This window comes from Kocuria atrinae C3-8 (assembly GCF_000286355.1).
GTDB classification, from domain to species: Bacteria; Actinomycetota; Actinomycetes; order Actinomycetales; family Micrococcaceae; genus Kocuria; species Kocuria atrinae_A.
This window is the reverse complement of record NZ_AJXN01000082.1, coordinates 32,279-45,275: the sequence shown is the minus strand read 5'-3', so window position 1 is coordinate 45,275 and position 12,997 is coordinate 32,279. Positions and strand designations below refer to the sequence as shown.

Annotated in this window: 10 protein-coding genes; 4 read left to right on the top strand and 6 right to left on the bottom strand. The window is 60.1% G+C overall.

Features of this window, described 5'->3' with window-relative positions:
- Window positions 1-64: 64 nt before the first annotated feature.
- From YO9_RS0109375 to YO9_RS0109365, 4 genes are all read left to right on the top strand, one after another.
- On the top strand, window positions 65-1,615 hold the full coding sequence (locus YO9_RS0109375; protein ID WP_016997239.1) for a nucleobase:cation symporter-2 family protein: 1,551 nt from the start codon (window positions 65-67) through the stop codon (window positions 1,613-1,615).
- Window positions 1,616-1,763: 148 nt separating this feature from the next.
- Window positions 1,764-4,502, top strand: a complete 2,739-nt coding sequence (aceE, locus tag YO9_RS0109370; protein ID WP_031273001.1) for a pyruvate dehydrogenase (acetyl-transferring), homodimeric type — start codon at window positions 1,764-1,766, stop codon at window positions 4,500-4,502.
- A 267-nt stretch (window positions 4,503-4,769) separates the two neighbouring features.
- The gene (locus YO9_RS17795) at window positions 4,770-5,210 is read left to right on the top strand and encodes a twin-arginine translocation signal domain-containing protein (RefSeq protein ID WP_223286348.1); all 441 of its coding nucleotides are present in this window, start codon (window positions 4,770-4,772) and stop codon (window positions 5,208-5,210) included.
- Window positions 5,159-6,103, top strand: coding sequence for an aminotransferase class V-fold PLP-dependent enzyme (locus YO9_RS0109365; protein ID WP_262925644.1), 945 nt, complete (start codon window positions 5,159-5,161; stop codon window positions 6,101-6,103). The genes YO9_RS17795 and YO9_RS0109365 overlap by 52 nt, the downstream gene beginning before the upstream one ends.
- Window positions 6,104-6,144: 41 nt before the next feature.
- Here the strand turns inward: YO9_RS0109365 and YO9_RS17790 are convergent, their stop codons facing one another.
- The 6 genes from YO9_RS17790 to YO9_RS17775 form a co-directional block, all read right to left on the bottom strand.
- Complete coding sequence (locus tag YO9_RS17790) at window positions 6,145-6,522, bottom strand: hypothetical protein (RefSeq protein ID WP_223286346.1); 378 nt, start codon at window positions 6,520-6,522, stop codon at window positions 6,145-6,147.
- Window positions 6,519-6,788 carry a CDP-alcohol phosphatidyltransferase family protein gene (locus YO9_RS21910; RefSeq protein WP_223286356.1) on the bottom strand — a complete coding sequence of 90 codons (270 nt, stop codon included), beginning with the start codon at window positions 6,786-6,788 and terminating at the stop codon, window positions 6,519-6,521. Before YO9_RS21910 ends, YO9_RS17790 begins: the two co-directional genes overlap by 4 nt.
- A 93-nt stretch (window positions 6,789-6,881) precedes the next feature.
- A complete protein-coding gene (locus YO9_RS0109355) occupies window positions 6,882-8,261 on the bottom strand; it encodes a DUF1972 domain-containing protein (protein WP_223286345.1) in 1,380 nt (459 codons plus the stop codon).
- 188 nt (window positions 8,262-8,449) lie between these two features.
- Complete coding sequence (locus YO9_RS0109350; RefSeq protein WP_262925647.1) at window positions 8,450-9,580, bottom strand: glycosyltransferase; 1,131 nt, start codon at window positions 9,578-9,580, stop codon at window positions 8,450-8,452.
- Window positions 9,581-9,645: 65 nt separating this feature from the next.
- Window positions 9,646-10,431: a hypothetical protein gene (locus tag YO9_RS17780; RefSeq protein ID WP_223286344.1), complete on the bottom strand. Its 786-nt coding sequence runs from the start codon at window positions 10,429-10,431 to the stop codon at window positions 9,646-9,648.
- Window positions 10,317-12,941: a PKD domain-containing protein gene (locus YO9_RS17775; RefSeq protein WP_223286343.1), complete on the bottom strand. Its 2,625-nt coding sequence runs from the start codon at window positions 12,939-12,941 to the stop codon at window positions 10,317-10,319. Before YO9_RS17775 ends, YO9_RS17780 begins: the two co-directional genes overlap by 115 nt.
- Between the last annotated feature and the right edge of the window lie 56 nt (window positions 12,942-12,997).

Here is a 12,997-nt window from a genome sequence, read left to right as displayed (position 1 = left end):
GTCCCCGCCTCTTGAGGCCGAGGCGGGGACACATCAGCTCATTCATTCTTAGGAAGGCTTCCCAATGTCACAAACCGCTACGACCGAGGTCAAGCGGACCGAGGACGAGTACCTCGGCGCGGGTCCGAGCTTAGGCTACGGATTCCAGCACGTTCTGACCATGTACGGCGGCATCATCGCTCCGCCGTTGATTGTGGGTGGTGCAGCTGGTCTGTCCACCAACGACCAGGCTCTGCTGGTCGCCTGCTGTCTGTTCGTCGGCGGTCTGGCAACCATGCTCCAGTCCTTCGGCATCAAGTTCTTCGGTTCCCAGTTGCCCTTGGTCCAGGGCACCTCGTTCGCCGGTGTGGCCACCATGACCGCGATCGTCAATGGTGACGGCGGTATCCAGGCGGTCTTCGGCGCGGTGATGGCATCTGCCGCCATTGGGTTCCTGATTGCACCGTTCTTCGCGCGCATCATCAGGTTCTTCCCACCGGTGGTTACCGGTGTGGTTATCACGACCATTGGTCTGTCCCTGTTCCCCGTATCCGCGCAGTGGGCCATGGGTGGCGCCGCCGTCGCGAATGCCGGGGATGAGAACGCGATCTTCAAGAACGTGCGTCTGGCCGGCGCAACGCTGCTGATCATCATGCTCCTGTCCAAGGTGGGCAGCGCGATCATCTCGCGGCTGTCCATTCTGTTGGGCATTGTTCTGGGCACGGTCTTCGCACTGGCTATCGGCATGGCCGATTTCTCTCAGGTCATGAACGGCGCGATCTTCGCCTTCCCCGAGCCCCTCGCGTTCGGCCCGCCCACCTTCCAGCCCGCGGCCATCATCTCGATGACCATTGTGGTGCTGGTGATCCTCACGGAAACCACCGCTGACATCATTGCCGTTGGTGAGATCGTGGACACCAAGGTTGATCGTCGTCGTATCGCTGACGGTCTGCGTGCCGATATGGGCGCTTCCTTCCTGGCCCCGCTGTTCAACGGCTTCACCCAGTCCGCGTTCGCGCAGAACGTTGGTCTGGTCGCCATCACGGGCGTGAAGAGTCGCTTCGTGGTGACGGCCGGCGGTCTGATCATGCTGATCCTGGGCCTGTTGCCCATCCTGGGTCGCGTGGTCGCCGCAGTTCCCATGCCGGTTCTGGGTGGTGCAGGCATCGTGCTCTTCGGCACCGTGGCCGCTTCCGGTATCCGTACCCTGGGCAAGGTCAAGTACCAGGGCACTCCGAACCTGGTCATCGTCTCCACCGCGATCGGCATCGGCATGCTCCCGATTGCCGCTCCGGACATCTACAGCGGCTTCCCCACGTGGTTCGAGACCATCTTCCACTCCGGTATTTCTTCCGCCGCCGTGGCAGCCGTTCTCCTGAACATCCTGTTCAACGAGATCAAGCTGGGTAACCCGCCCAAGGGCGAAGGCTCGGTCTTCACTGCCGCCCCACCTCGCTACGTTCGCCAGGAATCGCTCGAGCACCTGCAGGGATCCCTGCGCGAGGGCGACACCATCAAGAACGGCAAGCTCGTGGATGCCGACGGCAAGGAAATTCCAGCGATCACCGCGGCGGGCGAGGTCGTCCAGGCTCCGGTCGTGGAGAATCGCTCCGGGTCCTCGAACAGCGACCACTAACGGGAACGACGCCGCTCGCGACCTTCGAGCGCGAGGGCACCGAGCGACGTCGTCACCCTGACAAGAACTCGCGGCTGCCAGGCCCCCACCGGAGCCTGGCAGCCGCACTGCCACATCGGTGAACCACCGTGACACTGCAGGAGAAACTGTGCAGCCTTCAAGCAATCACCATATTTTGAGCGGGTTGACCAACAACCTCAAAGACGCCAACTCCGAGGAAACCCAGGAGTGGATCGAGTCCTTCGACGGACTGATCGAAGCCCAAGGCACAGAACGCGCGGAGTACATCATGCGCGCGCTGCTGCAGCACGCGGGCACTCACTCCGTGGGCGTGCCCATGGTGACCACCTCGGATTACGTCAACACCATCCCGGTCGATCAGGAGCCGGAATTCCCCGGTGACGAGGAGATCGAGCGCCGCTACCGTGCCTACCTGCGGTGGAACGCAGCGGTCATGGTGCACCGCGCGCAGCACCCGGAGATCGGTGTGGGCGGTCACATTTCCTCGTACGCCGGTGTGGCCACGCTCTACGAAGTGGGTCTGAACCACTTCTTCCGCGGTCCCGAGCACCCGGGCGGCGGCGATCAGGTGTTCTGGCAGGGTCACTCCTCCCCCGGTAACTATGCGCGCGCGTTCCTCGAGGGTCGCATGACCGAGGAGGACCTCAACGCGTTCCGCCAGGAGAAGACCAAGGCTCCGCAGGGACTCTCGTCCTACCCGCACCCGCGATCCATGCCGGACTTCTGGCAGTTCCCCACGGTGTCCATGGGTCTGGGCCCGATGAACGCGATCTACCAGGCGCAGTTCAACCGCTATATCCACAACCGCGGCATCAAGGACACGTCCGACCAGCACGTGTGGGCGTTCCTCGGTGACGGCGAGATGGACGAGCCGGAAAGCCGCGGTCTGCTTCAGTTGGCCGCCAATGACAAGTTGGACAACCTGACCTTCGTGGTCAACTGCAACCTGCAGCGTCTCGATGGACCCGTGCGCGGCAACGGCAAGATCATCCAGGAACTTGAGGCCTTCTTCCGCGGTGCCGGCTGGAACGTCATCAAGGTCGTCTGGGGTCGCGAGTGGGACGCACTACTCGAGAAGGACAAAACCGGCGACCTGGTCCGCATCATGAACGAGACCCTGGACGGCGACTACCAGACCTACAAGGCCGAGAACGGTGCTTTTGTCCGCGATCACTTCTTCGGCAAGTCACCCGAAACCAAGGAACTCGTGGCGGAGATGTCCGACGACGAGATCTGGAAGCTCAAGCGCGGTGCCCACGATTATCACAAGGTCTACGCGGCCTATAAGGCTGCCATGGAGCACAAGGGTCAGCCCACGGTGATCCTGGCGCAGGCTGTGAAGGGCTACGGTCTGGGTACGCACTTCGAGGGCCGCAACGCGACCCACCAGATGAAGAAGCTGACCCTGGACGACCTCAAGGTCTTCCGCGATCACCTGCGCATCCCCATCAGCGATGAGGAACTTGAGAAGGACCTCTACAACGCGCCGTACTACCACCCCGGACCGGACTCCCCCGAGATCAAGTACCTCCTGGAGCGCCGCAAGGAACTGGGTGGATTCGTGCCGGATCGCCCGCACGAGCAGAAGGACATTGCGCTGCCCAGCGACAAGGCCTACGCCTCGGGCAAGAAGGGTTCCGGCAAGCAGATGGCCGCGACCACCATGGCCTTCGTGCGCATCTTGAAGGACCTCATGCGCGAGAAGGAATTCGGCCACCGCATTGTGCCGATCGTTCCTGACGAATCGCGCACGTTCGGTATGGACTCGTTCTTCCCGACGTCCAAGATCTACAACCCCAACGGGCAGAACTACCTGTCCGTGGACCGCGAACTCATGCTGGCCTACAAGGAATCTCCGCAGGGTGTGCTGTTGCACCCGGGCATCAACGAGGCCGGTGCGACCTCCGCGTTCACCGCTGCGGGCACCTCTTACGCCACGCACGGCGAGGCAATGATTCCGTTCTACGTGTTCTACTCGATGTTCGGTTTCCAGCGCACGGGTGACTCCTTCTGGGCCGCAGCGGATCAGCTGGCGCGTGGCTTCATCATCGGCGCAACCGCCGGTCGCACCACGCTCACCGGCGAGGGCCTGCAGCACGCGGACGGCCACTCCCCGTTGATCGCGGCCACCAACCCGGCGGTCATCCACTACGACCCCGCCTACGGCTACGAGATCGCGCACATCATCAAGCGCGGCATCGAGCACATGTACGGGTCCAAGGATGAAGACCACAACGTGATGTACTACCTGACCGTCTACAACGAGCCGATCCGCCAGCCAGCGGAACCCGAGAACGTGGACGTCGAGGGCATCATCAAGGGCATCTACCTGCTCAAGCCCGCCGAGACCGAGGGCCCCAAGGCCCAGCTGCTCGCCTCCGGCGTGGGTGTCGCCTGGGCTCTTGAAGCTCAGCAGATCCTCGCCGACGAGTGGGGTGTTTCCGCTGATGTTTGGTCGGTAACTTCCTGGACCAACCTGCGCCGCGACGCCTTGGCCGCCGAGCGGGACGCGTTCCTCAACCCGGGAGAGGCTCGTCGTGTGCCGTACGTAACCGAGAAACTGGGCGCGACCCAGGGACCGGTCGTGGCGACGTCGGACTTCGCCTCCGATCTGCAGGACCAGATCCGCCAGTACGTGCCCAACGAGTGGGCCTCGCTGGGTGCGGACGGGTTCGGCTTCTCGGACACCCGCGCCGGTGCGCGCCGCTTCTTCAACATCGACGCCCACTCCATGGTGGTGCGCACGCTGGAGATGCTCGCGGAAGCCGGTGAGGTGGACGCTGAGGCTCCCAAGCAGGCCATCGAGAAGTACGACCTGCTCAACCCGAACGCCGGAACCTCCGGCAACGCCGGCGGAGACGCCTGATTCCACCCGGTACAGCTGGCCCCCGCTCCTTGTCGGACGGGGGCCACAGCTGTGTCCGAATCCATTCGTCTGCACTGACTGCTGCAAGAATGGGCGTAGCTGTGGCTGCCTTCGGAGCACCCGAAGATGTCACCTGGCGCAACAGCAACGTCGTCACCTGAATTTCACCCGAGGCTCCCCTACCCGCAAGTTGTAGTCCGACCAGGCGTGATGTCAGACCACCAGAGTGTGCTCGACAGCAACACTCTCGGGGGAAGGCAGCGGACCGTGGAACTCAATCGTAGAAATTTGGTCAAGGGAACTGCGGGCCTGGGCACCCTGGCGGTCGGCGGTCTCGTGGCCTCCCCCGCCCACGCCCACGAGGGCCGCGGCCACGAAAGAGGTGGTCCCAAGCTGCCCAACGCACCCCGGACTCCGGCGGATCGGCTGGCTCGTGACGAACGTTATTGGCGCAGCGTGGCCCGGCACTTCCGCATGGACATGCCCGTGATCAATTTCGAGAACGGGTACTTCGGCGCGAACCCGCAGATCGTGCGCGACACCTATGCGGAGAAGAACCGGATCATTCAGGAGCAGAACTCCTGGTTCCTGCGCAATGACTACGAGGAACACATCACCGAGGTGCGTGCCGGTTGGCCAAGGCGGTCGGGTGTTCCGTGGATGAAATTGCCATCACCCGCGGGGCCACCGAGGCGCTGCAGGTCATGATCGGCGGGTACAACAAGCTCAAGCCCGGGGACGCCGTGGCCTACGCGGACCTCGATTACGACTCCATGCAGTACGCCATGAACTGGCTCAAGGACCGCCGCGGCGTGGAGGTGATCACCACCGCGATTCCGGAGCCGGCCACGTACCAGAACGTGATCGATCACTACACCAAACTGCTCGCGGACAGCCCTCGCATCAAGCTGCTTCTGCTGACCCACATCTCGCACCGCACCGGCCTCAAGGTCCCCGTTGCCGAGATCTCCCGGATGGCTGCCGAGCGCGGGGTGGACACCGTTGTGGATGCCGCCCACTCGTGGGGTCACGTGGATTTCGACGTCAAGGACCTCAACAGCCCGTTCGTGGGATTCAACCTGCACAAGTGGATCGGCGCACCGCTGGGGTGTGGCTTCCTCTACATCCAAAAGGACCGCTTGGGAGACATTGATCGGCACTTCGCTGACGAAGACTTCGACGCCGACGACGTGCGGTCCAGGATTCACACCGGCACGGCCAACTCGGCCAATTACCTGTCCATCCCCGCAGCCTTGGACTTCCACCACGCGGTGGGTGCCGCCAACAAGTTCGCGCGACTGCAGTACCTGCGCGACCGTTGGGTCCAGCAGGTTTTGGACGTGCCCAATCTGACCATCATGACGCCGGAGGATCGCCGCATGTACGGTGCGCTGACTTCGTTCCGGATCGACGGCAACACCACCCGAGACCAGAGCGTGGCCATCACCGATTACCTCACGAACGAGTGGGGAGTGTTCACCGTGCGACGTGGCGGGGTGACCAAGGGCGAAGTCATTCGTGTGACACCGGCCCTGTACAACACCCCGCAGGACAGCGACCGGCTGGCGCGGGCATTGAAGGCCGCAGCGAAGCGGTTCTAGTCGATCCGGCCCTCAAAATACACCCGACTACCAATGATCGATCAGCGTTTAGACGGAAGCGCTTCCATATCGCGGTACCACTTACGGAGCGCCAAAACCAAGTGACCCAAGCTGCCGATGAAAAGTAGCGCGTAAAAGCCGAGGAACAGTGGCAAGGCTCCGAGCAGGACAAAGCTCAGGCACAAGATGCCGTAGTCCGTGGGCAGAGCCATAACAGATCGTTTCCAGTTGTACTGCCCCGGTTTCCGCAGGGCCACACCGTGGATCTGCTTCAGCGAGTCGTTGAGGATCATCGTGAAAAACGAAGTGTTACCTACAACAAGGAACGCCAAGGGAATGGCTGCAGTCCAATTCGACCAGACGTCCTGGTTCAGCCACACTCCCGCGAAGATTCCAAGGTGAACCGCGTTAATTTTCACGCAATCCACCACATGGTCCAACCATTCGCCGGCGGGCTGCCGCCACCCCGGAGTCGAGCCACTTGACCGTCTGCCGAGTCGAAAGCGTAGCCCAGGGCAAGTAGGAACCACACAAGAATTCCACTAACCCAGGATGGGTCCATTGCGAGCAGTACAGCAACGCCTATGGCGGAGCACAGTGCGCTGATACCCGTGACTTGGTTGGGTGTCAGACCAGCGCGGTAGCAAGCCGCAGCCAGCAGACGGCCTACCGGCCGATTCACCATCACGGAATATAGCGGGGCACCGGATGCCTTGCCTTTTTGCGCGGCAGCCAGTGACCTGACGGTCTCCCGATAGCTACTGGTCGATGCGTTCATTTACCGTTCTTCCCGTTGGGCCGACCGCACGAACTGGCGTATAGAACGCCGCGTTGGCTTCTCCTGGCGCTGGTGCTCTCTCTCGGACACCGGCACCCGGACATCCTGAATCTGAACTGAACGGCTTCCCACACTCGAGGTGCGAATCCGGTCCTGCCATTGGACACCGTCTCGACGCCGCTTTCGGACGCCAGACCGTTCAAGACCATCCCCCGCAGCCAATGAATACGCAAGTTCTTCGTATCCATCAGTCACAAGATCCCAATCGTAGTTTTCACGTGCTCGCAGTTGGAGCCTTTGCCCGGCACGGGACATGGTCTCGGGAGATGTCTCCACTTCGTCCAATTGCGCCGCCAGGTCATGGGCATCCTGGAAAAACTGACCTGAGTTCCCGAGAACTTCCCGGTTGAATACCACGTCATAGGCAATGGTCGGGGCTCCTGCGCCCATGGCACGCAAGAGTGACGGGTTGGTCCCGCCTACCGAGTGCCCATGGAGATAAGTCATTGAGTGGGCGTAAAGCTGGTCCAACAGATCCTGATCCCAAACTCCACCCAGGAGCTTGATGCGCTTGTCACTGGCCGCGATCTGGTTAATCCGAGCGACGTGATCCGACTCGTAGGGCGCGCTCCCCACCACCACTAGCGGGTATTTCGCCTCCGACCGTGAATAGGCCTCCAAAATCACATCGACGTGGTTTTCAGGTTCGAAGCGAGCGACTGCGAGGTGATACTGGCCTGGATTTACTCCAACCTCAGTCAACCGTTCAGGGCGGAGGTCCTCCATGATCGGCGCCCCGTAAGCGATGAGACGCGTAGGGACGGAGAACTCATGCTCGTAGTAGTCAGCGATCCCCTGGGCATCGGCAATCAGCGCATCTGCCCAGCGAACAGACAGTTCTTCTGCCGTCCGATAATACTTCTGTCCAACCGGGCCCCACTTGGCCCTTTTCCATTCCAGCCCGTCCACGTGGACAGCGACTCCGGCACCTCCTCGGCGAAAGGCGGGCACAAATGGTGCATTCGCAGCATTAAAAACCAACACTGCGTCCTGTCGCCCTTTCACAACATGGTGAAGCGCAGAAAATGCGGTATGACTCAGAGTCTCCAGGGACTTTCGCCGCAACGCGGGCAGGTGAACGAGCCTCATCCCGTGGTGGATCTTAGGATCCGTGGCAGCTTCATTTCCGCTTCTCTTCGCATGGTTGCCCCGTCGACAATAAACGGTGATCTCATGACCACGCGCAACTAACCTGGAGCCGATCTCTTCAATAGCAGTCTCGAACCCGCCATAGGCAGCCGGAACACCTCGCGTGCCCACCATTGCGATGGACAGTTTGCCGTTGTTTTTGACCGAAACCGATTTGTCGCGTGATCGCATTATTCCCCCATGCAGCAGAGCTGACGGGTGAATTAGAAAAACCGAAACGAAAACGCAGTAACCCCACCCCCTGGATGGGACCGCTGCCGCATAGTGCGTAGCCCCTACGCCACTGTGCTCGACTCCCCCAAGTTCACCCTCAGTTCAAGTGACAGTAACCCCTAGTTGGCTCAAGACTATCAAAAGTCCTAATGCGGGTTTGCCATCGTGATGCAGTCTGCGGCCATTTTCGAGATCGTTATCGGATCGTGTCTCAGCTTCAGGGTCTGTTGATCGGATTCGATGAGTTGTTGGTAGTCTTCCCACCGCTCCCACAAATCCGTGATGGCATCCGCCCACGCCACAGGCGTCATATCACTCACTCGAAGCGCAGCAGATAGGTCGTTCGTCACCTCATGCAAACCGGTGTGATCGGCAACCGCCACGAACCGACCGGCCAAAGCCGCTTCGGCTGCCACGTTTCCGTACGATTCTTCCCGCTGAGAAGGCACCATCACCATGTGGTTCTCAGCCACAAAAGAGCCCACATGAGGAACAAATCCCTGGAATCGAATTTTGTTGTCAACCTTGTTGATAGCAACCAGTTTTCGCAATCCGATTTCGAAATCCTCATTGCCCCGGAACGCACTACCCACGATTGTGAGCTGGACGGGTAATCCCCGGTTCAAGAGTTCAATAACGGCTCGGACCGCCAGTTCGACACCCTTCCGCTCCGACAATCTGCCGAGGTACAACAACTTCAGCTCTTCCGGGCGCCTACTCGGTAGGGCCATTGGCATGGGGCTTGGCACGTCAATCGGGTTGTAAACGACTTCGACCTTGTCCTTGAGGTGCGGCCAAGAATCGAGAAGTACATCTTTGGTGAACCTGCTGTTTGCAATCACTGTGTTGGCACACAGCGCGGACGCAGACAGTACCGCGCGCACGAGCCTCGGGCGGGAGATCTCCGCCTCATGCACGTGGAGGACTGTGTGCCTGCCAGCTAGTCTCGAAGCAATTACTTGCGAGGGCATGGTGAGCGTGCTGATGTAGCGCGCGGGGCCACGGCCCCGCTGACGATCCTTCAGACCCTGTCCCAGGTCATGAATTATGTCCCGCAAGAATCCTGGTAGTCGTCTCGGCCTAAGAATCTCACCGCGCAATACCGGCATGGGTATGAGCTCGTACTCCAAGCCGCGTCGTGTCAGCTCGCCCTCCAGCGGTCCGGCTTCGCCAAGAGCCAATGAGACTCCGTGGCCCTTGCGAGCCCATGCCGTCACTAGCTCAAGCATGACTCGGTCGGAACCATAGAGTTCACCACCAGGATGCCGGACTTCCACCTCTGTCGCGACGGCATGACCCCTGTGCCGCCCCTTTGATAGCAGACGCTTTCGACCGCGGATTCTCACGGAGCAGCTCCCTCATCAGCTGCCGCTGCCCCGTCCACTGGTTGCTGGTCTGCTTCTGCTCCCTCGTTCACAGGCTGTGCGTCAGTGTCAGCTTCTGTTCCCGCATCTTCAGGCTCGGGCATAGAGTTCTCGCGCATTTGCTCCGCATTAGTTTCGTCGACGTATGAGTTAGCCACGAAGCTGTCCATCAGGAAAGTCAACGGCAGGTTTGTCACTGATCCGGACATGTACACCATGTACCCGACGGAACCAGTCGCCTGAAGAGCATCGTGAGTGTCCTCGGCGTTGAGCATCCAATCAGTCGGCTCGGTCTGTCCATACTTCCAAACCTTCGCCTTCAGGGTGGTGGGAGATGTGCCATCCACAACCAAGCGCATGGCGAGCCGCTCGTTGGCGGCAAGCCGCAGGTCATTGATCTGCTGTGTGGCAAGCGTGGTGGTCTGCGATCCGTTGGCACGGATCAGGCTGACAACCGCATTTCCGTTACTGAGCACCCTGGCCGTCAGTCGATAGTCACTATTTCCTACGCGGCGCCCTTGCATGGATATAAAAGTGCCACCACCGTTGGGCAACTTGTCCAATGCAACGCTGGATCGAAGATCCGTGGATGTCGTGGAGGGGATGAGATAGGCCGCTGAGCTCACACCGGCCCTACTGAATTCGGCAGTCATCGCGCCATCTTCGACATCGAGTTCAGCGTCGCGATACGTGACCACCCAATCGCCACCGATATCGGCCGCGCCCAAGCCACCATCAATATTGCGCGTGAAATTGTCTTCCACGAACACCTGAGGTTCCTCCACGACATCAGCGCGACCACCGTAATAGATTCGGTGGAAGTCGCGGTGTCCCCCTTGTCGTCGGTGACGGTCAGAGTCACCGTGTACGTACCTGCTTCCGTGTAAGTGTGTTGAGCTGTAGCACCGCTCGCCACGGTCCCATCGCCGAAGTCCCAACTATGGGAAGCGATTTCCCCGTCTGCATCGGTCGAGCCTTGCCCATCCGCAGATACGGTCAAATCTTCAATTGCCAGAGACAGGACCGCTTGCGGAGCCTGATTCGGTTCAGGCTGTTCCTCTTCTTCCAGCTGACCCGGATCGGTTCCAGCAACGTAATGACGGGCAATGGTCTCGGCACTCAAAGCCTGCGGGTAAATCGCAATCTCATCGAGGTCTCCGTTGAACCAGGCGTTACTGCTGCGCATGCCCCAGCCGGTGACCACGTCACCACCCACTCGCCAATAGCCGTTGTACGCTTGGGCGGAGGTCGTCGCAGCGTCGTACGCCACTCGCTCCCCGTCCACGTACATGGCATATCCGTCAGAAGACAACGTGGTGGCGACGTGGTGCCACTGACCATCGTTGTACGCCTGAGGAGACGTCAGCTTCCGAACACTTCCCGGGAAAACACCCGCGACCAGGGTGCCGTCGCTGTCCATCATGATTTTCCGGTCAGTACTCGACGAGTTACCCGAATTCCGGTTGCCGTAGCCGATCAATTGGCCACCACGAGTTGAGCTGGACTTGAACCACAATTCCGTAGTGAATTCCTGGGGCCCTGGCTCCGACTTTGCTGATACGGAGCCTGCGGATGCGAACCATCCCGGATTCGCATACGAGGTTGCCAAGTCTGCGTCCTCTGCCAGCGCACCGGTTGCTCCCGTGGTTACGGCGGAGTTGTGGGAGAGATTATTGTCTCTAACCACGTTGTATCCGGTACGGGACCGGGAGGAGTCGCCCATGCGCCAGTAGTCCCTGGGGGAACCCTTCATCACCTCTTGGCCGTATCGGCTGTCCAGATCGCCCACTGCGCCGGATGAAGTAGCTGACACAGTGCTCGAACGGACTGATGTCCCGTTCGGATCTTTCACCTTCACCTGGTAACTATTGGTCCCCTCTGCCGTGAGGTCCCGATAACTGAAGTTTGGGACGAACCAGGAAGTCGAGTTGGCGGTCTGTACATCGATCGGGTTAGCTTCATCGCCATTGCGGATGAGCTCATAGGTCAGATTACGACTATCCCTGTCCCAACTTCCCCGCCAGGTGAGGTCGATACCACCACGTGAATTGGGAGTCGCAGTCAGCTCGAGAGCAGACCCCTGCAAGAAGGGCGGATAGGTATCCGACTGCTTTTTCGCGGGAAAGCGAACAATGCCTTGCTGTTGGCGACCATTCACAGACATGAACTCGCCACCGTAGATCAAGTAGTCACCGTTGGACTCGACGTTCCATGAAGCCTGATTGGAATTGGTGTAAGTACCAGCGATGAATGTCGGCTCCCACGAGCGCACAGTGGGTGCCGGCTGGCCAGCGAAATTCCAGTAGCCGTTGTTGTCGGCCAATAGAGTTCCGGTAGCTTCGGTCGTCATTGCCAGGGTGTACCGATAAGCCGTGGTGTCATCCCACTCACCCAAAGTCGAACAGTCGTGGGCGTGGTTGGAGACGTAAACAGTATTTTCAACGGCCACATTGTCGTAGCTGTCACCGTGGCAGTCGTTCAACCAGATCATGGATCCGGTACCAGCGTCGGCTGCGAATGTCCCCTCGAAATTGTTCCCGTTGCGGGAGTACATGTAGCCGTTTCCATAAACCACACCATCGCGGATCTTCAACGAGGTGATTGCGCCGTTGACACCACCGTTACGAACCACCGAGTTAACTGACCAGGGCTTGATCGAGCCATCCGCACCCTGCAACCTCGCCATCCCGTAACCCGGGTTGCTTGAACCATTGACCGAAGTAAAAGCTCCGCCGATATAAACATCTCCACTGGAGTCGTCGACGGCGACCGACCACACTGCACCTCCAACCACATTGGGCGCAAAAGGCCTGAGTGCGCCCGTGTTGGCGTCGACGGCAGCCACTCGTGTTCTGGTCGTCCATCCGACTTGGCCGAAGACTCCGCCGTAGTAAACAGTGTCGTTGGCAGCAACAGCGATGGAATTGACGGTGGCAACCGGATTGCTTCGGAACCGGGTGTCTTGCGTACCGTCTGAAGTGGAGATCTTGGCCATACGGCTGACCACTTGACCATTGAGTTCAGTGAAGGATCCACCGATATAAAGGCTTTGTCCATCCGCCGATGCTTCAATCGCCTTAACCTGCGCGTTCACCGATGGCGCCCAGCTGTCAATCATGACACCTGTAGTGATGTCGTAGGCCAGTAGATTCGCCCTCGGAGTTTCTCGCTGCCCGAGAGGAGCCCCCGCTGGCCTGGCCGACGAAAAATCTCCGGCCACGTAGACAGTGTTTCCGACGATGGCCTGGTCCCACACCACCCCGTTGACCTGCACGGTGCTGAGCTCCTGCGCAGAGAAGGACCATCCTCCGTTGCCTTGGCCTGACCAGT

Excerpts from the sequence above, each read along its gene's own strand:
- YO9_RS0109375 (WP_016997239.1), top strand. The coding sequence starts at position 65 with ATGTCACAAACCGCTACGACCGAGGTCAAGCGGACCGAGGACGAGTAC.
- YO9_RS21910 (WP_223286356.1), bottom strand. The coding sequence starts at position 6,788 with ATGGTGAATCGGCCGGTAGGCCGTCTGCTGGCTGCGGCTTGCTACCGC.
- YO9_RS0109355 (WP_223286345.1), bottom strand. The coding sequence starts at position 8,261 with ATGCGATCACGCGACAAATCGGTTTCGGTCAAAAACAACGGCAAACTG.